General features: G+C 70.2%; 18 protein-coding genes and 1 pseudogene. 12 read left to right on the forward strand and 7 right to left on the reverse strand.

Going from position 1 to position 19764, the window contains the following annotated elements; all coding sequences use genetic code 11:
- Nucleotides 1-18 precede the first annotated feature (18 nt).
- The 6 genes from rhaS to L7N97_RS26320 all read left to right on the forward strand — a co-directional run bounded on the left by rhaS (nt 19) and on the right by L7N97_RS26320 (nt 6464).
- The gene (gene rhaS, locus L7N97_RS26295) at nt 19-1011 is read left to right on the forward strand and encodes a rhamnose ABC transporter substrate-binding protein (protein WP_237481406.1); all 993 of its coding nucleotides are present in this window, start codon (nt 19-21) and stop codon (nt 1009-1011) included.
- 64 nt (nt 1012-1075) lie between these two features.
- Nucleotides 1076-2653, forward strand: coding sequence for a sugar ABC transporter ATP-binding protein (locus L7N97_RS26300; RefSeq protein WP_237481408.1), 1578 nt, complete (start codon nt 1076-1078; stop codon nt 2651-2653).
- Nucleotides 2654-2658: 5 nt separating this feature from the next.
- A complete protein-coding gene (locus tag L7N97_RS26305; RefSeq protein ID WP_237482410.1) occupies nt 2659-3693 on the forward strand; it encodes an ABC transporter permease in 1035 nt (344 codons plus the stop codon).
- A gap of 4 nt (nt 3694-3697) precedes the next feature.
- On the forward strand, nt 3698-4720 hold the full coding sequence (locus L7N97_RS26310) for an ABC transporter permease (protein WP_237481411.1): 1023 nt from the start codon (nt 3698-3700) through the stop codon (nt 4718-4720).
- Entirely contained in the window at nt 4717-5082 is a 366-nt protein-coding gene (locus L7N97_RS26315; RefSeq protein ID WP_237481413.1) for an L-rhamnose mutarotase, read from the forward strand. The genes L7N97_RS26310 and L7N97_RS26315 overlap by 4 nt, the downstream gene beginning before the upstream one ends.
- On the forward strand, nt 5079-6464 hold the full coding sequence (locus L7N97_RS26320; protein ID WP_237481415.1) for an FGGY-family carbohydrate kinase: 1386 nt from the start codon (nt 5079-5081) through the stop codon (nt 6462-6464). Before L7N97_RS26315 ends, L7N97_RS26320 begins: the two co-directional genes overlap by 4 nt.
- A 435-nt stretch (nt 6465-6899) precedes the next feature.
- On the opposite strand, the gene L7N97_RS26325 is transcribed toward L7N97_RS26320, so the two are convergent.
- From L7N97_RS26325 to L7N97_RS26335, 3 genes are all read right to left on the reverse strand, one after another.
- A protein-coding gene (locus L7N97_RS26325) for an IS630 family transposase (RefSeq protein WP_255721671.1) occupies nt 6900-7852 on the reverse strand; the annotation gives its coding sequence in 2 pieces (ribosomal slippage) (nt 6900-7510 and nt 7510-7852; 954 coding nt in all).
- Nucleotides 7853-8121: 269 nt separating this feature from the next.
- Nucleotides 8122-9153, reverse strand: a complete 1032-nt coding sequence (locus tag L7N97_RS26330) for an SDR family oxidoreductase (protein ID WP_237481416.1) — start codon at nt 9151-9153, stop codon at nt 8122-8124.
- 224 nt (nt 9154-9377) lie between these two features.
- Nucleotides 9378-10277 carry an SDR family oxidoreductase gene (locus tag L7N97_RS26335; protein ID WP_305069266.1) on the reverse strand — a complete coding sequence of 300 codons (900 nt, stop codon included), beginning with the start codon at nt 10275-10277 and terminating at the stop codon, nt 9378-9380.
- A gap of 25 nt (nt 10278-10302) precedes the next feature.
- Between L7N97_RS26335 and L7N97_RS26340 the strand changes: the two genes are divergently transcribed.
- The 3 genes from L7N97_RS26340 (at nt 10303) to L7N97_RS26350 (ending at nt 12595) form a co-directional block, all read left to right on the forward strand.
- Nucleotides 10303-10611 carry a hypothetical protein gene (locus L7N97_RS26340; protein WP_237481418.1) on the forward strand — a complete coding sequence of 103 codons (309 nt, stop codon included), beginning with the start codon at nt 10303-10305 and terminating at the stop codon, nt 10609-10611.
- A gap of 98 nt (nt 10612-10709) precedes the next feature.
- On the forward strand, nt 10710-11915 hold the full coding sequence (locus tag L7N97_RS26345; RefSeq protein WP_237481419.1) for a CaiB/BaiF CoA transferase family protein: 1206 nt from the start codon (nt 10710-10712) through the stop codon (nt 11913-11915).
- Nucleotides 11912-12595, forward strand: a complete 684-nt coding sequence (locus L7N97_RS26350) for a glutathione S-transferase family protein (protein WP_237481421.1) — start codon at nt 11912-11914, stop codon at nt 12593-12595. Before L7N97_RS26345 ends, L7N97_RS26350 begins: the two co-directional genes overlap by 4 nt.
- Nucleotides 12596-12852: 257 nt before the next feature.
- On the opposite strand, the gene L7N97_RS26355 is transcribed toward L7N97_RS26350, so the two are convergent.
- Nucleotides 12853-13785 (reverse strand): hypothetical protein, encoded by a 933-nt coding sequence (locus tag L7N97_RS26355; RefSeq protein WP_237481423.1) that lies wholly within the window; start codon nt 13783-13785, stop codon nt 12853-12855.
- Between the two features lie 525 nt (nt 13786-14310).
- Between L7N97_RS26355 and L7N97_RS26360 the strand changes: the two genes are divergently transcribed.
- Nucleotides 14311-16314 carry a sensor histidine kinase gene (locus tag L7N97_RS26360; RefSeq protein ID WP_237481425.1) on the forward strand — a complete coding sequence of 668 codons (2004 nt, stop codon included), beginning with the start codon at nt 14311-14313 and terminating at the stop codon, nt 16312-16314.
- Nucleotides 16311-16991, forward strand: coding sequence for a response regulator transcription factor (locus L7N97_RS26365; RefSeq protein WP_237481426.1), 681 nt, complete (start codon nt 16311-16313; stop codon nt 16989-16991). The genes L7N97_RS26360 and L7N97_RS26365 overlap by 4 nt, the downstream gene beginning before the upstream one ends.
- Nucleotides 16992-17045: 54 nt before the next feature.
- Here the strand turns inward: L7N97_RS26365 and L7N97_RS26370 are convergent, their stop codons facing one another.
- Together L7N97_RS26370 and L7N97_RS26375 are read right to left on the reverse strand one after the other, a co-directional pair.
- Entirely contained in the window at nt 17046-17318 is a 273-nt protein-coding gene (locus tag L7N97_RS26370) for a GCG_CRPN prefix-to-repeats domain-containing protein (protein WP_237481428.1), read from the reverse strand.
- A gap of 113 nt (nt 17319-17431) precedes the next feature.
- The gene (locus L7N97_RS26375) at nt 17432-17647 is read right to left on the reverse strand and encodes a hypothetical protein (protein WP_237481430.1); all 216 of its coding nucleotides are present in this window, start codon (nt 17645-17647) and stop codon (nt 17432-17434) included.
- A 104-nt stretch (nt 17648-17751) separates the two neighbouring features.
- On the opposite strand from L7N97_RS26375, the pseudogene L7N97_RS26380 reads away from it, so the two are divergent.
- Nucleotides 17752-18456: pseudogene (locus L7N97_RS26380) on the forward strand (IS66 family transposase); the annotation flags it as partial.
- Nucleotides 18457-18502: 46 nt separating this feature from the next.
- Here L7N97_RS26380 and L7N97_RS26385 read toward each other — a convergent pair.
- Nucleotides 18503-19477: an AraC family transcriptional regulator gene (locus L7N97_RS26385; protein WP_237481432.1), complete on the reverse strand. Its 975-nt coding sequence runs from the start codon at nt 19475-19477 to the stop codon at nt 18503-18505.
- Nucleotides 19478-19764 lie beyond the last annotated feature (287 nt).

Below are 19764 nucleotides of genomic sequence, written 5' to 3' on the forward strand. Positions count from 1 at the left end.
CCGACGGGAGGAAATCACATGAAGCTTCTCAAGACCCTGGCGCTGTCCACGGCCCTCGCGGGCACCTTTCTCGCCACCGCGGCCCAAGCCGCGGAGGTGAAGATCGCCCTCGTGGCGAAGTCGCTCGGCAACGGCTTTTTCGAGGCCGCCGACAAGGGCGCCGAAGAGGCCGCGAAGCAGATCGGCGACGTCAAGATCGTCTATACCGGCCCCACCACAACCACGGCGGAAGGGCAGATCGAGGTCGTCAACAGCCTGATCTCGCAGAAGGTCGACGCCATCGCGATCTCGGCCAACGACAAGGACGCGCTGGTGCCTGTGCTCAAGCGCGCCATGCAGCGCGGCATCAAGGTCGTGTCCTGGGACTCGGCCGTGGCGTCGGAGGGGCGCATGGCGCACCTCAACCCTTCGTCCAACGCGCTCATCGGCAACATGCTCGACAAGCTCGCCGCCGACGCGCTCCCCGACGGCAAGGGCAAGATCGCCATCCTGTCGGCGACCGCGACCTCGACGAACCAGAACACCTGGATCGCCGAGATGAAGAAGGCGCTGCCGAAGTACCCCGGCCTCGACCTCGTGGCCACGGTCTACGGCGACGACCTCAGCGATAAGAGCTACCGCGAGACGCAGGGCCTGCTGCAGACACACCCCGACGTGAAGGTCATCGTGGCGCCGACCTCCGTCGGCATCGTGGCGGCCGCCCAGGCCGTGAAGGACGCCGGGAAGGTCGGCCAGGTCTTCGTCACCGGCCTCGGCCTGCCGTCCGAAATGGCGGGAGCCGTGCATTCCGGCGCCACGAAGAGCTTCGCCATCTGGAACCCGATCGACCTCGGCTATTCGGCGACCTACCTGGCCTACGACCTCGTCAAGGGCGAGAAGGCCGCCCCCGGCGGCGAGCTGTCGATGGGCCGCATGGGCAAGGTGAAGCTCGACGACGGCGCCGAGGGCGCGATGGCCGACCCCTTCGTCTACGACAGCTCCAACGTCGACAAGTTCGCCAAGGTGTTCTGAGCGGACTCGCCCTCTTCCTCGCACCGCGAGGGGGAGGGTCCACACCACCATGGGAGTGCGTGCCTTGTCCTCCGTCCTCCGGTTCGCCCCGCCGCGCGACGACGTTTCCGCGCTCCCCGCGCCGCTGCTCGAGCTCCGCGGCGTGTCCAAGATCTTCCCCGGCGTGAAGGTGCTCGACGGCGTCGACCTGACCCTGCGGCCCGGTCGCGTCACCGCGCTGGTGGGCGAGAACGGCGCCGGCAAGTCGACGCTGGTGAAGATCCTCACCGGCATCTACCGGCCGGACGGCGGCGAGATCCGTGTCAAGGGGGCGCCGGTCGCCTTCGCGACGCCGCAGGACGCCGAAGCCGCCCGCATCACCGCCATTCACCAGGAAACCGTGCTGTTCGACGAGCTCACGGTGGCGGAGAACATCTATCTCGGCCACGCGCCGAAGACCCGCCTCGGCTTCGTCGACTGGCCTGCCCTGCGGGCCCGCTCCGCCGCGCTGCTCAACGGCATCGATGCGCCGATCCGGCCCTCGACGCGGCTGAAGGACCTGTCGATCGCGCAGCGCCACCTCGTGGCCATCGCACGCGCCCTGTCGGTCGACAGCGAGGTCGTCATCATGGACGAGCCGACCGCGGCCCTGTCGCACAAGGAGGTCGACGACTTGTACCGCGTGGTCGACCGCCTGAAAGGCCAGGGCAAGGCGATCCTGTTCATCAGCCACAAGTTCGAGGAGTTGTACCGCATCGCCGACGACTACGCGGTGTTCCGCGACGGCCGCACGGTGGGCTCCGGCCGCTTGGCCGACATCGACCACGCCGGCCTCGTGAAGCTCATGGTCGGCCGCAGCGTCGACAAAGTGTTCCCCAAAGCGCCCGCCGTGATCGGGGCGCCCGTGCTCGAGGTGGACGGCTATTCCCACCCGACCGAGTTCGACGCGATCTCCTTCTCGCTGCGCCGCGGTGAGATCCTGGGCCTCTACGGGCTCGTGGGCGCCGGCCGTTCCGAGCTGTGCCAGTCGCTGTTCGGCGTCACCGCTCCCGCGTCAGGCGTGGTCAAGGTCGAGGGTCGGGAGGTCCGCGTCCGCTCGACCGCGGACGCCGTCCGGGCCGGCATCGTCTACGTGCCGGAGGAGCGCGGCCGCCATGGCGCGGTGCTGTCCATGCCGATCTTCGAGAACGCCACCATGGGCTGCCTCGGCGCCGTGTCGCGCCGCGGCTTCATCCGCTCGGCCGAGGAGTTCAAGCTCGCCCGCCATTACGCCGAGCGGTTCGACCTGCGCGCCGCGTCCCTGTCCCAGTCCGTCGGCACGCTGTCGGGCGGCAACCAGCAGAAGGTCGTGATCGGCAAGTGGCTCGCCACCAAGCCGAAAGTCATCATCCTCGACGAGCCCACGAAGGGTATCGACATCGGCTCGAAGTCCGCCGTCCACGCCTTCATGAGCGAGCTCGCCGGCCAGGGCCTCGCCGTGCTGATGGTGTCGTCCGAGCTGCCCGAGATCCTCGGCATGGCGGACCGGGTGATGGTGATGCGGGAGGGCCGCATGGCGGGCCTGTTCGAGCGCGCGGGGCTCACCCCCGAGATCCTGGTCGGCGCCGCCACGGGCAACGCGACCCGCTCCGGCGTTGCCGGCGTGGCCGGGACGCTCCGTTGAGCACCGTGGCCCCGCCCCGCCCGGCCGGGGGCGTCGACCTCCGGGCCGCCTTCGCCCGCCGCGAGCTGCTGCTCGTCGCAGCCATCGCCGTCCTGCTCGCCGCAGTGGCGGCCCGCTTTCCGTCCTTCGTGTCGCCCGCGAGCCTCGGCGGCGTGTTCAACGACACGTCCATCCTGATCGTCATGGCGCTGGGCCAGGCCGCCGTGATCCTGACGCGCTCGGTCGACCTGTCGGTGGCCGCCAACGTGGCGCTGACCGGGATGGCGGTGGCGCTGGTCGATGCCCACCACCCTGGCGTGCCGCTCGCCCTGCTGGTGATGATGGCGTTCGGCCTCGGCTTGGCTCTCGGCGCCGTCAACGGCACGCTGGTGTGGCTGCTCGGCATCCCGCCCATCGTGGTGACGCTCGGCACGCTGACGATCTTCCGCGGCCTCGCCTTCGTCCTGTCGGGCGGCGCCTGGATCAATAGCTTCCAGTTCACCCCGACGTTCCTGGCCGTGCCGCGGGCGGAGGTGCTCGGCATGCCGGTGCTAAGCTGGACCGCGTTGGCGGCCATCGCGCTCGCCGTCGTGGTGTTCGGCCGGACCGGGGTCGGGCGGAGCTGGTACGCGGTCGGCGGCAACCCGACGGCCGCCGTCTACGCCGGCATCGACGCCGGCCGGGCGCGCTTCCTCGCCTTCTGCTTCTCGGGAGCGCTGTCGGGCCTGTGCGGCTACCTGTGGATCGCCCGCTACGCGGTGGCCTACGTCGACGTCGCGTCGGGCTTCGAGCTCGACGTCATCGCCTCCTGCGTGATCGGCGGCGTGTCGATCGCGGGCGGCATCGGCTCGGTGGGCGGCGCGGTCCTGGGCGCCCTCTTCCTCGGCACGATCAAGAACGCCCTGCCGGTCGTGAACGTGTCGCCCTTCGCCCAGATGGCGATCTCGGGCGCGATCATCATCGCCGCCGTGGCGCTGAACACCCGCGCCGAGCGCCGGCGCGGCCGGATCATCCTTCGTCCGGACGCCGCGCGGCTCCCGGCCACGCGCGCGGCGGAGTGACCTCATGACCGTCCGAGCCGCGCCGGCCCCGGCCACCCTGTCCCGCCCCCTCCCGGACAGCCTCATGTCGCCACTCAGGCGCTTCGCCACGAGCTGGGAAGCCCTGCTGCTCGCCGTGGCGGCGGCCGTGTTCGTCGCCAACTCCCTGGCGTCGCCCTACTTCCTCGACGTCTGGAACCTGAGCGACGCCACCTTCAATTTCACCGAGAAGTCCATCATCGCGCTGGCCATGGCGTTCGTCGTCATGGCGGGCGAGATCGACCTGTCGGTCGGCGGCATCGTGGCGCTGTCGTCCACCGCCATGGGCGAGGCAGCGGCGGCCGGGGTGGGCACCCCCGGGCTCGTCGCGGTGGGGCTCGGCGTCGGGGCCGCCTGCGGTCTGTTCAACGGGCTGCTGGTGGCCCGCCTCGGCCTGCCGTCCATCATGGCCACAATCGGCACCATGAGCCTGTACCGCGGCGTCAGCTACCTCGCGCTCGGCGACGGCGTGCTCAAGGACTATCCGGCCGGTTTCGGCTGGTTCGGCCAGGGCTACGTCGCGGGGCCGCTGTCCTTCGAGTTCGCCTGCTTCCTCGTCCTCGCCGTCATAGCCGGGGTCGCGCTGCACCGCACGGTCTTCGGCCGCGCCGTCCGGGCCATCGGCAGCAATCCTTTCGCGGCGCTGTTCTCGGGCCTGCGGGTCGGGCGCATCCGCCTCGTCCTGTTCCTGCTCACCGGCCTCGCGTCCGGGCTCGCCGCCGTGATGCTCACGGGGCGGCTCGGCTCCACGCGGCCCTCCATCGCGCTCGGCTGGGAGCTCGATGTCGTCACCATCGTGGTGCTCGGCGGCATCTCCATCCAGGGCGGATCCGGCACGGTGCCGGGCGTCGTCATCGCGGCCTTCGTGATGGGACTCGTCACCTACGGGCTCGGGCTGCTGAACGTGCCGGGCATCGTCATGTCGATCGTCGTCGGCGCCCTGCTGATCGGCACCATCGCGCTGCCGATCCTGGTCGGCCGGGCGCTGCGCCGACGGAGGGCTGCATGAGCTCCGATCCCGTCCCTCACGTCCCCGTCACGCACGATTCCGCCACGCATGAGAAGCACGCCTTCGCGATGCGGCTGAGGCCCGGCTACGCGGACGAGTACCGCCGCCGCCACGACGCGATCTGGCCCGAGCTCGCGGCGCTGCTGCGCGGGGCCGGCGTGGCGGACTATTCCATCCACCTCGAGCCCGACACAGGCCTTCTCTTCGCCGTGCTGTGGCGTCGGCGCGAACATTCCATGGACGCCCTGCCGGACCACCCCGTGATGCGCCGCTGGTGGGCCCACATGGCCGATCTCATGGAGACGGAGCCGTCGAACGCGCCGCGCGTGCTGCCGCTCGCGCCGATGTTCCACCTGCCGTGAGCGCGGTTGTCCCCCGCAGGGTGGCGGTGCTCGATGTCGGCAAGACCAACGTCAAGCTCGTCGTGGTCGACGCGATCGAGGGCGGCGAGATGTGGACCCGCGCGGCGCCGAACCGCGTCCGCGCCGAGGGCCCGTACCCGCATGCCGACGTCGACGCCATCGACGCCTTCCTGCTCGACGCCCTGGTGGACGCCGCCGCGGCGGTCGGGGTCGACGCGGTCTCGATCACGGCGCACGGTGCCACGGGCGCGCTGGTCGGCACCGGCGGTCTCGCCCTGCCGGTGCTCGACTACGAACACGACGGACCGGACGCGGTCGCGGACGATTACGCGCGGGTCCGCCCCGCCTTCGAAGAGACCTTTTCGCCGCGGCTGCCGGGCGGGCTGAACCTCGGCGCTCAGCTGTTCTGGCAGGCGGCGGCTTTTCCCGACGCCTTCGCCCGCGCGTCCGCATTCCTGACCTACCCGCAATATTGGGCGTGGCGCCTGACCGGCGTCGCCGCTACCGAGGCGACCTCGCTCGGCTGCCATACGGACCTGTGGGCGCCGGGGCGCAGCGCGTTCTCGTCGCTCGTCGGGCGCATGGGCTGGGGTGGGCTCATGGCCCCGGTGCGGTCCGCCTTCGACGTCTTGGGGCCGCTTCGGCCCGAACTCGCGGCCCGCGTCGGCGTCGGCGGGACCGTGCCGGTCTGCTGCGGGCTGCACGACTCCAACGCGTCCCTGCTGCCGCACCTGCAGGGCCGGGGCGGGCCTCAGACGATCGTGTCGACCGGCACCTGGGTCGTCGCCTTCGCGGTCGGCGGCGCACTCGATCGGCTCGACGCCGCGCGGGACATGCTGGCCAACGTCGACGCCCACGGCCGGCCGGTGCCCTCGGCCCGCTTCATGGGCGGGCGTGAGTTCGACCGGTTGACGGAGGGGCGGGCGGAGGCGCCCGACGCCGCCTGCGTGGCGTCGGTTCTGAGGCGGGGCGTGATGGCTTGGCCGAGCTTCGCCCCCGGCAGTGGCCCCTTTCCGGGCGCGGCGGGCCGCTGGTCGACCGATCCGGCCGGCCTATCCGCGCCGGAGCGGACCGCGGCGGCCAGCCTCTATGCAGCTCTGATGACGGCGACCTGCCTTGACCTGCTCGGCGCGGCGGGCAGCATAACGATCGAGGGGCCTTTCGCGCGCAATGCGCTGTACCGCGAAGCTCTGGCACGGCTCTCCGGGCACACTGTGCTGGCCTCATCGGGCGCGACGGGCACGAGTTCGGGCGCCGCGGGCCTCTTCGCTAACCCTGCGAGGACAGAGGCGGTCTTGACGCCTCTCTTCGATGGACGGGATCTGTCGAGCGCGACTTTCGCCGATTACGCGTCACGATGGCGGGAGTGCGCAGGGTACTGATCGATCCAGAGGTAGAAAGTGATCGACTAGAGCGATCAGCGCCATCGTGCATCCCCAACTCACGCCATCCGTTAAGCCGACTCGACGCTTGATAGGCTCTGCCTCGATGACGAGGTGGAAGCATCTCTACGACCAAGCGATGTCATACCATCTCCGCGTGATTGGACCGGTGTAGCTCCTGCTCCGAAGAACCCCGAGCCAATTAAGCGGATCCGGTATCACTGGGTGGAGCTCTGGGCGACCAAAGGCGCCACGAACGGCAGCTTCGGAGAAGGCCAGGATGCGACGCCAACGGCTCAGTTGGGTCGACACCGGCCCGACAGCGGAAGTGGGTGGAGTGCGGACCGACTGCTTCGGATCCGAAGCAGTCGGAAGAGGACGTTCAGGCTCTGATGTGCAGAAGCTGATCGTGGTCGAGGCTAGAGCTATTTCCGATCAGGTTGGGTCGTAGGCATCGTAGCCAGCCGCGGCGAGGTAGTTACGGCACTCGTCAGGAGTGAAGCGGGTAAAGGCTTCCCGGATGGCGACGCGCAGATCCGTGACGGTGCGGGCCGCCGCTGTGCGAAGCAAGGCCTTCAGCTTGGCGAAGGCGTTCTCGATAGGATTGAAGTCAGGGCTGTATGCCGGAAGGTAGAGCAAGCGAGCCCCCGCTGTTTCGATAGTCTCCCGCACGCCTTTCACCTTGTGAGCGCTCAGGTTGTCCATCACGACCGTGTCGCCGGGCTTGAGGGCCGGGATGAGGACGTCGGTGACGTAGGCCAGAAACCGCGCCCCGTTTGTGGCGCCGTCCATCAGTTCGATCGCAAAGGGACCGCTTCCCCGCAGGGCCGCCGTGACCGTGGTGGTCTTGTAGTGCCCGTGCGGCACCGCGATGCGGCAGCGCTCGCCACGCCTCGCCCGGCCATGGCGGCGGGTCATGTTGGTGGCCGCCGCTGTCTCATCGAGAAAGACGACCCGCTCGGGGTCCACGTCGAGTTGACCCTCGAACCAGTCCTCGCGCGCCTTCATCACGTCGGAACGGCTTTGCTCGGCGGCGTGCAGATCCCTTTACGGCTGATCTTGTGGCGCACGAAGAAGCGGTGCAGCCCGCTCGTGCTCGTGCTGACACCCTTCTCGCGCAAGCTTTCACGCAGCTCGCGCAGGTACGCCTGCGGCTCCGCCTCGCACGCCTGCAGGATCATCTCCGCGTGGGCCTCGATGTTGCGGGAGCGCTGGTCTCCGCCCATCGGCTTGGCCGCGACCACGCCCTCGGCCCGGAAGCGGGCTTGCCAGCGGATCGCCGTCGCGATCCCGACACCGAAACGCTCGGCCGCCTGGCGGCAGGAGGAGCCCGCCTCGACAGCGGCCAGAACACGCTCGCGTAGGTCCACAGACAGGGCTCTTGGCATCAGGGGCATCCCGCAAAGGTTGCCCTCACCGAATCACAACCCGGCCGAACCCGCTACACCGTCCCGACTCAAACCGGACGGAAACAGCTCTAGGGGGGCGAGTACACGCAATGCGTTGGCGTTTTCGAAGCCGCTACCTGAGCGACGTGACGTTGGATTGGCGACCGGCGGTGCGTGGCATGGGAAGCGGGCCGGCCGGGATCTGCGAGCCACGATCGAGCAAGTGCGGCCCGGGGCGGGACGAGGCGTCGAGGGACCCACATCCCTCGTCAGAGAGCGGGCAGGACTCGCGCCGCGATCTGCCTGTCGATGGCGCTCACCAACGCCTGCGCCGGATCGACAGTCTCGGCAAAGCCGGCCCGGTGGATCTTCGTCATGTCGGACAGGACGTCGAAGGCCGAGCCGAAAACGAAATCGCCGAAGTCCCAGCGAACCGCCCTGGCGAAGTCGGGTTCGACCAGTCGTCCCGCGATGCGCCGCCAGACCGGCTCGAGAGCTGGCATGTGGGCGGCGAGCGAGAAGGGGATCGGCTCGCCCGTGTCCAGGCCGTAATAGCGTGCCACCGCGCTCCACACCCTGCGCCAGCGAAAGGGCGCGTGAACGTAATTGAAGGCCTCCCCCTTCGCGGCCTCGGCCGTCGCCGCCCACAAGCTGGCGCGGGCGAGCGCATGCGCGTCCGTGAACTGGGCGAGACAGCGGTCGTACACCTCGACGGAGCCGGGAAAGCGGAACGCCGCACCATCGGCCTTGGTGATGGCCGCGTAGGCGCCGATCACGGTGGCGATGTTCATGGCATTGCCCGCGGCGTCGCCGAGCACGACGTCGGGCCGGAGGATGGCCCAGGCCGGCCCACCCGCGCCAGCGCGGCGGCGCAGCTCCCGTTCCTGGCTGAAATAGAAGTTGGGGCCGACCGGGCGGGGGTTCTCGTCCTCGTAAAAGGGCGACGGGACGGGGCCGAGGTGGACGCCGTATACCTTGGCTCCCTGATAGAGCACCACACGCTGCAACGGCGCGCCGACAGCTTCGAGACCGTCGAGCAGATTGCGCAACATGGCGGAGTTGACCTCATCCTCTTCGAGCAACCCGCCGCCCGGCTTGTAGGCCGCATAGAAGAGATGGGTTGTTTCCTGCGCCGCCGCGAGCTTGTTCCGCGTCGCGGAAGCATCGGTCAGATCGACAGAAACGTCGCCGCCCTGGCGCGACAGGGCGAAGCCCCGCCAATCCGGCGCGCGCGCGATTTCTTCGAGCAGCGCCTTGCCGATGATGCCGCCCGCGCCTACCACGAGAGCGACCCGGCTCATCCGCGCGATCCAGGGTGAAGGTGTGTTCCGGTTGGGTCGGGCAGCATCGTCTGGTTCTCCCCTACCATCGATCGCCGACGCCTCTCTCGCGGACAGGCGTGGCTGAATCGTCAACGTCGTCGTCCCATCCGCGGACGCGTCCGTCGGGATGATCGGCGCGCGGATGGTCACCCCAGTTCGGATCCGAGCATCTGCCGGTCCCGGCAGCTTTCAACACCGGCAGGTCAGGCCACACTGCCCATGCCGCCCGTCACGCCGTAGATCTCACCGGTGATATAACTGCCCTCTTGCGAAGCGAGCAGGACGTAGACCGGGGCGAGTTCGACGGGTTGGCCGGGGCGCTTGAATGGCGTCTTGCCGCCGAGCGTTTCCAGCTTCTTCTTGCTCCCGTCGGCTTCCTGCAGCGGCGTCCAGATCGGGCCAGGAGCGACGGCGTTGATGCGGATGCCGTGTTCCTCCATGAGCGGCTGGCTCAGTCCCTTGGTGAAGTTTGCGATCGCGGCTTTCGTCATCGCGTAGTCGAAGATCGTCGGCGTCGGGTCGTAGCCCTGCACGCTCGTCGTGTTGATGATGGAGGCGCCCGGCTTCATGTGCGGCACGGCCGCCTTGGTAATCCAGAAGAACGAATAGATGTTCGTCTTCATCAGCGCGTCGAAGCGCTCCGTGGTCGTGTCGAGCAATCCTTCGGTCTTGCCCATCTTGCCGGCGTTGTTGACCAGGATGTCGAGGCTGCCGAGTTCCGCCACGGCATCCTTCACCAGCTTCAGGCAGACGTCCTCCTGCGAGATGTCGCCCGGCAGCAGCACGGCCTTCCGTCCGGCGGCGCGGACCAGCTGCGCGACCTCCTCGGCGTCCTCCTGCTCGGCCGGCAGATAGCCGATCGCGACGTCGGCACCTTCGCGCGCGAACGCGATGGCGGCCGCGCGGCCGATGCCCGAGTCGGCGCCCGTCAGCAGGGCCTTGCGCCCGGCGAGGCGACCGGACCCCTTGTATGAAGTTTCGCCGCAGTCCGGTTTCTCGCTCATCTCCTGCTGGGTGGCAGGCGCGGGCTGGATCTCACTTTTCTCGGGCGGTCCCGGATACTGCTTGCGAGGGTCCTGCATGGCGTAAAGGTCGTCGACCATCGAATGTCCCTTCGATCTGTACCGCGTGTCGGCCTCCCGTGGCCCGCGCCGGCAAACCATCGCGATCGACAATCGGTTCGGATCGTTCACTCGAAACACCCGCCCGCGAAAGACCCGCCCGGGCGACCGAGCCGCCTCGGCTGAGGCTGGCGAGCCGAAGACGCCGGCGCTGGGCTTGGGTGGCACGTCGAGCTTCGTCCTGCCGATCGCGGCTGAGATGCTGGGTGAGGTCGCGTCGGATGTGCGGGTCGGCGCGATCCCGGAATTTGACCACGGGATCGCGGGGGGGAACCCGGCGGCCCTGCTCGATGGGCTGTTCCGCCGTCTCGGGTGAGCCGGGCGGCGTACGCCGCACGACAGGGGCGGACCGCAGTCGGAACGCCCACTTGACCGACTCGGTTGGAGGGAGGCTGCCGCTCAGGACCGTCGCCGATGCCAGGACCGCTCGACTCCATCCGCGTGATCGACCTGACCTCGATGATCTCCGGCCCGCTCGCCACCATGATGCTGGGCGACCAGGGGGCCGAGGTCATCAAGGTCGAGGCGCCGGGCGGCGGCGACCACACCCGCGCCGCCGCCAACCGGCGCGGCGGCATGTCGGCCTCGTTCCTGCACAACAACCGCTCGAAGCGCTCCGCCGTGCTCGACCTCAAGGCCGAGGCGGGCCGGGCAGCGCTCCTCAAGCTCGCCGCGACCGCGGATGTGTTCGTGCAGAACTTCCGCCCCGGCGTCGCGGAGCGCATCGGAGTCGGCGAGGATGCGATCCGCGCCGTCGCGCCGTCGATCGTCTACGTATCGATCAGCGGGTTCGGCGAGGAAGGCCCCTACCGCGACAAGCCCGTCTACGACCCGCTCGTGCAGGGCGTGTCGGGCCTCGCTTCCGTGCAGGCGGGATCCGACGAGGCCCGGCCGCGGCTCGTGCGCACCATCCTTCCCGACAAGCTTTCCGGCATCGTGGCCGCGCAGGCCATCACGGCGGCGCTCCTCGCCCGTGCCCGCACCGGCGAAGGCCAGCACGTGCGGCTGTCGATGCTCGACGCCGTCGTGGCCTTCCTGTGGGCCTCCGACATGGGGAGTCAGACGTTCGTGGGCGACAGCCTGCCCCAGCAGGCCGCGGCGAGCTTCGCCGACCTGATCTACGACACGGCCGACACGCCGATCAGCGTCGCGGTGCAGTCCGACCGCGAGTGGCGCTCGCTCGCTCGCGCGGTCGACCACCCGGAATGGCTCGACGACTCGCGCTTCCGTGGCGTCGAGGATCGCCAGCGCAACATCGACGCACGATTGGAGCTGACGCAGTCCGCGCTGCGGGGCCGGTCCGCTGCCGAATGGCTGGAACGGCTGGCGGCCGCCGACGTGCCCTGCGCTCCAGTCCTCACCCGCAACGCCACGCTCGACGACCCACAGGTTCGGGCCAATGGCATCGTCGTCGAGTTCGACCATCCCATGGCGGGTCGGGTGCGCGCCGCGCGGCCCGCGGCGCGCTTTTCCGGCACCCCGGCGGCGATCGGTGCGCCCGCGCCGGCCTACGGCGCCGACACGGAAGCGGTGCTGCGCGAGGCGGGGCTCGGCGAAACCGACATCGAGGATCTGCGGCGGGGTGGCGCCTTCGGGCCGGAGCGGGAGGCGGGAACGTGATCGACTTCCATTACTGGCCGACGCCGAACGGCTGGAAGGTATCGATCATGCTGGAGGAAACGGGGCTGCCCTACCGCATGCTGCCCGTCGACATCCGGCGCGGCGAGCAGCACCGGCCCGCGTTCCTCCGCGTCAGCCCCAACGGCCGCATGCCCGCCATCGTCGACCACGACGCGCAGGGCGGGTCCCTTTCGGTGTTCGAGTCGGGCGCGATCCTGCTGCACTTGGCCGAGAAGGCAGGCCGCTTCGCGCCAACCACGCCGCGCGGTCGCACGGCGCTGAACGAGTGGCTGTTCTGGCAGGTGGGCAATCTCGGTCCCATGGCTGGCCAGCTCAGCCATTTTCGCAACTACGCGCTCGGCGAGCATCCCTACGCACTCGATCGCTACGCGGCCGAGTACCGCCGCTGCCTCGGCGTTCTGGAGCAGCGTCTCGAAGGGCGCAACTACATCCTGGACGATTACGGTATCGCCGACATGGCGTCCTGGCCCTGGGTTCTGATCGCCAAGCCGCTCGGGCAATCGCTCGGCGACCTCCCCAATGTGTCGCGCTGGCGCGCCGCGATCCGCGACCGGCCGGCCGTGCAGCGCGGCGTCGACCTCGCGAAAGAGTTGCGCCGCTCCGCCCCGCCCACGGAGGAGGAGCGCCGCATCCTGTTCAACCAGACATCAGAGTCGTGAGCTTGGCTTGTGCCCACCAGTGACCGACATGGAGCTCAGCGGCGATCCGATGAGATCCTAATGTCCGCTTCAGGTAGAGGCTCGATCAACGTTGAGCGACCTGCTTGGGTCGACTCCGGCTCTATAGCGGAAGTGGGTGGACAGCAGCCCGGCCGCTTCGGGGCAAGAGATAGTGAAGAGCAGACCTTCCGTCCCGCGTATGCCCGTCTGCGCTCATAACGTAAGACGCCGCCCTATCCCTGGCGGGTCGAGGGTCGTCAGAGCGGAGCGACGATGTGCTGCGCGAGCTTGCAGGCCTTGGCGGTCGGCTGGCCGGCGTCGTCGACGAGGCTCGGTTTGCCCTTCCAGATCACCAAGCCTCTCACGCCGCTCGCCACTGCGCCCATGAGGCCCGGCAGGCCGGCACGCTGGCCCACGCTCCAGTAGGCTGGATTCTCGGTCGACCAGACCGGCTTGCCGCCCGGGGCGTCGGCAATCAGGTGAGCCCAGTTCTCGGGCGTCGCTGTGGTGTCGCCCCCCGAGTTGTGAGCGCCGATGACGTTGAACAGCGGCGCCACCGAGTAGGGCGCCTCCAGTTCCGCGATGTTGCCCGCGACGAGCTTCTTGTCCGGGCCGATGAGGACGGTCGGCTTCGGGAGAGCGTATCGGAGCGCGCGGATGATGCCCCGCATGCGGTCGTCAGTGAAACCGGCCTCGTTGAAGGGCGACACGAAATCGGGCTGATATGCGGCGACGTAGCTCGCGATCCAGGCCGCGTAGCGGGCATCCGACCAGCCTTCGTATTGTTCCGGCCCGAACGACAGGGGACTCGCGTAGATGGCGAGGCCGAGGCCGCGTGCGGTGGCGATGATCCTGGTATAAAGATCAGGGTAGGCGCCCGGCGATTCATAGTCCGGGATCATCGGCACCCGGATGCCGTTCACGCCGAGGTTGTTGACGAGGCCGGACAGGACGGCCGCGTAGTTGGCCTCCGTCAAGGCCGAGTCGGCCGTATAATCGCCGCTCTCGGGGAAGCTGGCCTTGAGGTCGGCCATGTACCAGCGCAACGCATGCGCGTATCGGTGGCTCCGCGGGATCGTGCAGAGGGCGTCGGAAAGAGCGGCCGTCGAAAGGCCGCCCCACGCCGCGGCGAGCACGCAGGCGGTCGCGCTGCCCTTCAGCATCGCCGAGAGCCTGATCCTTCGCCGCATCGCATGCTCTCCATCGCTCGCCTGCCGCGGGAGAGCGGGCCATCTCGGTCCGGCCGGGCACGGACCTGTGCGGCGCATCGCGGGTTGGTCGTCGACCGGGCTTCGACCCCGGCCGTTGCACCTCGCGCCCGCCGACCCGGCACTGCTCGGAAGATTGAGGACCGCCGGTCGGCCGACCCCCACGATCCTTCCCTCTCCTTTAGGTGATCCCACGCTCGCGGGGGAGTCGGACTTATCGGATGACAGCGTCAGGTTTTCCCTGACGTGCCGGCACATGTTCCCGACATGCCGGCCTGTCGGAAGCGCGGGAGAGGGTCGGGTCTCCCACGCGCCGCTTCGCCGCGAAAGCGACCTGCTCTACGGTGCTCACGGTCATGGCCAGCTTGGCCGGTCTCTCGCAGGAGCTCGCAAGTCCCCGTGCCCTGGCCACGACGATCCTCGGGCCGCCGGCGACGGGACCGCTCATCGCGCCCCTCGTCCGTCACGCCTGGGCAGGCCCGGTCCGGCCCCCTGCTGCCCCTGCTGATGGCGGCCTCGATCCCCGTCCTGCTGTTCGGGGGCTGGACGGCCTACCGTTCCGCCGAGGAGCACCGGGCCGCGGCTCTGCGCATCGCGCGCGAGACCGTGTCGCTCGTCGCCGAGCGCGTCACGGCGGAGATGAACGCTCAGGTGCGGGTCGCCGAGACGCTCGCGGCGTCGACATCGCTCGACGGCCCCGACCTGCCGGCCTTCTACCGCGAGGCCGAGCGCGTCAAGGCCATGCACCCGCTCTGGCACACCGTGGAACTCGACGACCTGGCGGGCGAGCAGGTTCTCAACCTCCTGCGCACGCTCGGCGCTCCGCTCGGGCCGACGGCGGACCGCGACACCTTCGACGAGGCGCTGCGCGAGCGTTCTCCCGCGATCGGCGGCATCGGGCCGGTCGGGCCCGTGTCGGGCAAACGCCTCGTCGCGCTGCGCGTGCCGGTGATGCGGGACGGCGCGTCGAAGGACGTCCTGACGGTCGCGCTCAGCCCGGACGCGGTCGGCGACATCCTGCGCGGGGCCGGTATCCCCGCGGGCTGGATCGGTGCCGTGGTGGACCGGGACGGCAAGTTGATCGCGCGGAGCGCCGACGATGCCGCCACCGTGGGCCTGCCCGCCTCGCCCGACGTGCAGCGCGCCATCGCGACAGAGGCCGGCGGCTCCTACCACGGCACGCGGCGGGATGGCGTGCCGGTCGAAGCCGTGTTCGAGCGGCTCGCCGCCTGCGGCGCCTGGTCGGTGCATCTCGGCGTCCCGCGCCGCGCCCTCGACGGCCCTGTCCGGCGGGCGCTGTTCGCGGTCGCGGCCGCGGTGGCCGCGAGCCTGGCACTCGGCGCGACGCTGGTGGTCCTGCTGGCCCGCGACCTCGGACGCCGGCGCCAACGGGAGCGCGGGCTCGCCGCCGCCGCGCTCGAAGCCAGCGAGGAGCGCACGGCGCTGGCGGTGGCGGCCGCCGACCTCGGCACGTGGCGCTGGGACGTGGCGGGCGATGCCGTCACCTGCTCCGAGCGCTGCCGCGTCCTTGTGGGCCTGCCGGACGACGCGGGACCTCGCGGCACATGGGCACCGGCGGCCTTCCTCGCCGCCGTCCACCCCGCCGACCGCGGCGCGCTGCGGGCCGCCGCGAAGGGCTGCGTCGAGCGGGGCGGCGCCTTTGCGGCCGATTTCCGAATCCGGGGCGAGGGCAAAGCCGCACCGTGGCGCCACCTCCGCGGCCACGCCGGCGAGGGGGAGGGACGTGACGAGGTATACGGCATCATCGCCGACATCGACGCGCCGAAGCGGGCCGAGGTCGAGCGCTCCGATCTGCTGCGCCGCCTCGCCGCCGCGCAGGAGGACGTGCAGCGGCGCATCGCCCACGACCTCCACGACCAGGTGGGCCAGACCGTCACGGGTCTATCGTTGGGGCTGAAGGGATTGGAGCGTGCCATCGAAGAGCCGACGGGCTCGGGTGACGCGCCCGCGGACCTCGACCTCGGCGCGCGCGTGCGGTGGCTGCGCGACTTGGCCGGCACCATCGGCCGCGACCTCCACCGCGTCGCCGCGGACCTGCGCCCGACCGCGCTCGACGACCTCGGCCTGCCCAAAGCGCTGGCGGCGCTCTCGGCCGACTGGAGCGCCCGATACGAGGTCGCGGCCGACGTGCAGGTGATCGGCTCGGAGGAGCGCCTGCCCGACGAGGTCGCCACCACGATCTACCGCGTCGTCCAGGAGGCGCTGACCAACGTGCTCAAGCACGCGCGCGCCCGCACGGTGAGCGTTGTTCTGGACCGCCGGCCGCGCGAGGTGCGCGTGGTCATCGAGGACGACGGCGCCGGCTTCGACCCCGACGCGGACCCTGTACTCACGCCCGGCGGGCGCCCGCGCATCGGCCTGCGCGGCATGCGGGAGCGCCTCGGCCTCATCGGTGGCACGCTGCAGATCGAGTCCTCGCCCGGTGCGGGCACCAGCCTGTTCGTCGCCGTCCCGCTCGACCCAGACCGTGACGCAGAGGACGCTCCATGACGTCGACACCGGCCGTAGAGGGGCGAATCCGCGTCGCCCTCGCCGACGACCACCCCGTGGTGCTGGCCGGCGTCAAGGCGCTGCTGCAGGTCGCGCCCGAGGTGGAGCTCGTCGGCGGAGCGGGGGACGGCGAGGCCGCGCTCCGCCTGATCCTGGCCGAGCGGCCCGACGTGGCCGTGGTCGACGTGTCCATGCCGCGCCTCGGCGGCCTCGACCTCGCGCGCCGGCTCGCCGCCGAGGTGCCCGGCGTGCGGGTGATCGCGCTCACGGTGCACGAGGATAGGGCCTACGTGCAGCAACTGCTCGACGCCGGGGCGAAGGGTTACCTGCTCAAGCGCTCGGCCGCCGAGGACCTGCTGCGCGCCGTGCGGGCCGTGGCGGAGGGCGGCGTCTATCTCGACCCGGCGGTGGCCGGCAAGGCGCTGGCCGAGGCGGCGGCTACGGAGCGGGCCGCTGCCGGCGACGACGCGCTGAGCCCGCGCGAAGCCGACGTGCTGCGCTTCACCGCGCAGGGCTTCAGCAACAAGGAGATCGCCGGCCGCCTCGCGGTCAGCGTCAAGACGGTGGAGACCTACAAGGCCCGAGCCTCCGACAAGCTCGGGCTGCACTCGCGCGCCGAGATCGTGCGCTACGGCGCCGCCAAGGGCTGGCTCGCGGGGCTGGCGGAAGGCGGCTGATCGCATCTGCGCGGGCTGCCCGGCGCGCGCCGGTCAGCCCTCTCCGACGCGGCGTCAGCGCACGAAGCGGCAGATGTCCCTGATGCGGGTGCGGCCGGGCGGGCAGCCGCGCGGGGCGCCCGTCTCGAGCCGGCGGATGAAGCCGCGCGGGCCGCGGTTGAGCCGGCACCCGCCGTAGAAGCCGCGATGCTCGCCGTAGCCGCAGCCCCCGCGCACGAGGACGGTGGATGCCGCCGCGGCAGGCATGGCCGCGATCGGCAGGGCTTCGGCCCCGCTCACCCCACCCAGGCCGATGGCGGCCGCCAGAACAAAACCTGTCAGTTTCATGGATTCTCCTCGAACTCGCTCCACGCGATGCGGCCGTGTGCCGGCCTCACGCGGAGTTTCAAACCCGCGACCGAAGATCCGGCGCGGGGCCACGGTATCCACGCCGATGGCCGTCAGGCCCGGGCCGGCGCGGCGTCGTGGGAATGGCCGTGATGGTGGCCATGGTCCATCGGATGGCGGCTGTTCGTCCAGAACAGGTACAGGGCGAGCGCGCCGAACAGGAGGTCGAGCCAGAAGGTGTAGTTCAGGCTGAAGGTCGTCAGCTGCGCCCGCACGTCCGCGTCGTGCGACGGCACGAGGCCGAGCGCCGAGAAGGCGAGGTCCATCACCAGTAATTACCCAGGGGGTTCAGGTCGGCACGGGACAGGGAGCCCGGTCAAGCGCGGACGCTTGGGGCCTTGCGGCGAGTGCAAGAGCCTGATTCCTTGTTCGCATGGGACGCGAGGATCTCGAACGGCTGAGCAAGTCGGAACTGGTCGAACTGGTGCTGAAGCTTCAGCGACCGGCGAAGACGTCGCGCACCTCGTCCAAGCCGCCCTCGACGGACCGCAAGGAGCGGCGCGAGCAGTCCCGTCCCGGTGGGGCGAAGTCGGGCCACGAGGGGCACAAGCGCGTGCTCACGGCGGATCCGGATGCGGTCATCGATCATCGTCCGACGGGCTGCCCCGACTGCGGCCTTTCGCTGTCGGTTGATCTGCCGTCCGAGGTCGTGAGCGTGCACGAGGCGATCGACATCCCGCCGGTGAAGCCGCGCGTCGAGCAGCACCGGCGCTTGTCGGTGTGCTGCCCCGGCTGCGGCGCGCGGGCCGTGGCGGATCGGCCGGGCGGAGCAGGCGCGACGCCATTCGGCCCCCGCCTCCACGCGCTGGTGCTGTACCTGAAGACGTTCCAGGCCCTGTCCTACGAACGCCTGCAGGGCGCCATGAAGGACCTGTTCGGCCTGACGATCAGCCAGGGCGGCCTGACCAACATGCTGCGCCGGGCCGAGGCGCAGTTTGCCGGCGGCCGTGACACGGCGCTGGCGGCGCTGCACCGCGCCAAGGTGGTGGCCTGCGACGAGACCGGCATCCGCATCGAGGGCACCAACAGCTTCCATTGGGTGTTCCGCTGCGAGAAGGCCGTGGTGCACCACGTCGCAGCATGCGAAGCGTCGCGTTCCTCCGACAGGGTGATTCCCAAGCCGATCAACTTCCGGGCGACACGAGGTGGTTCACCGCGTAGAGCGGCTCGAGATCTCGGTCCGCCTGGGCGCGACGGCGGCGGAAGGCCGTCGGGTCGATGCCATAGGCGCCCCTGAATGCGTGGGAGAAGTGGCTGCGGCTGCCATAGCCCACGCTCGCGGCGATGACCTTCACGGGCATGGGCGAGGTCACCAGCAGTTGGGCTCCGAGGCGCAATCTCGCGCGCTGGAGGAAGGCGATCGGCCCCTCGCCGAACGTGTCCGAGAAGCGCTGGGCGAATGTGGTGCGGCTCATGCCGCACAGGGCCGCGAGGCTTTCCACCGTGTGCGGCGCGGCGGGCGCGTCGACGACGGCCGCGACGGCGTCGGCGAGGCGCGGATCACGCAGGGCGCTGAACAGGGGAGACCTCACGCACAGGTCCTGCAGGTGCAGGCGCAGAAAGGCGAGGAGGCACCGCTTCATCAGCGCACCCGTCACGTCTGCGGTCCCGAGGACGGGGTCGGCCAACTCTTCGACCATGAACGAGAAAGCGTGCCGCAGGTGCTTGCTGGCCGAGAGATCTCCGACGACGGCGTCCTCCAGTCGGTCCAACAGGCCGAGCGAGCCGGCATAGCGGGCCGTGATGGCCCCGCAGGCCAGCAGCATGTCTTGGCTCCCGTCGCCTGCCGTGATGCGGAGGAGACCATTGGGGAGAAGGCCGAGCCCGTCCGCCGCTGGCAGCATGCGCGGAGCGTCTGCGAAGCCGATCGTATGCGGGGAGTTGCGGGGCGGGATGACGATGCTGTGCGGCCCGAACTCCACGGGCCGGCGGTCGCCGGCCTGGACCGTGCCCGAGCCCGCCAGGACGTAGTGAACGATCAGGGTGTCCGGCGCCCCGCGCTTCTCCAGCCGCCACCCGTCCTGGATCTCGCAGAACGCGAAGGCGTGGACCCGGACCGACATGGTGGCGAGGATCATCTGGAGCGTGCTCGTGGCCATCGTGGTCTACTCCATACGCGTCCCGTCCAGGTGGCAGGTTCGGGCGATGACGGGCTGATCCAGCGCGGCCCCGCGCGTCATGGACGTCAGGGACGTCGCATCGTGATGGCGGGTGAGGTGGGTTAGGCGAGTGACGATCTCGCAAGGGCGGCGGGCCTCAGGGCTGTCGCCGCTCGCCTCGGCTCGCGGCACCGGGTCTGAGGCCCCGTCTCTGGGCCTCGTCCGGATCGGATGGGCACGCTGGCCTGATCCCGGGTGGCGCGCCGGAGGTCCATCGTTCCTCGCAG

The organism is Lichenibacterium dinghuense, assembly GCF_021730615.1.
Taxonomy (GTDB): Bacteria; Pseudomonadota; Alphaproteobacteria; order Rhizobiales; family Beijerinckiaceae; genus Lichenihabitans; species Lichenihabitans dinghuensis.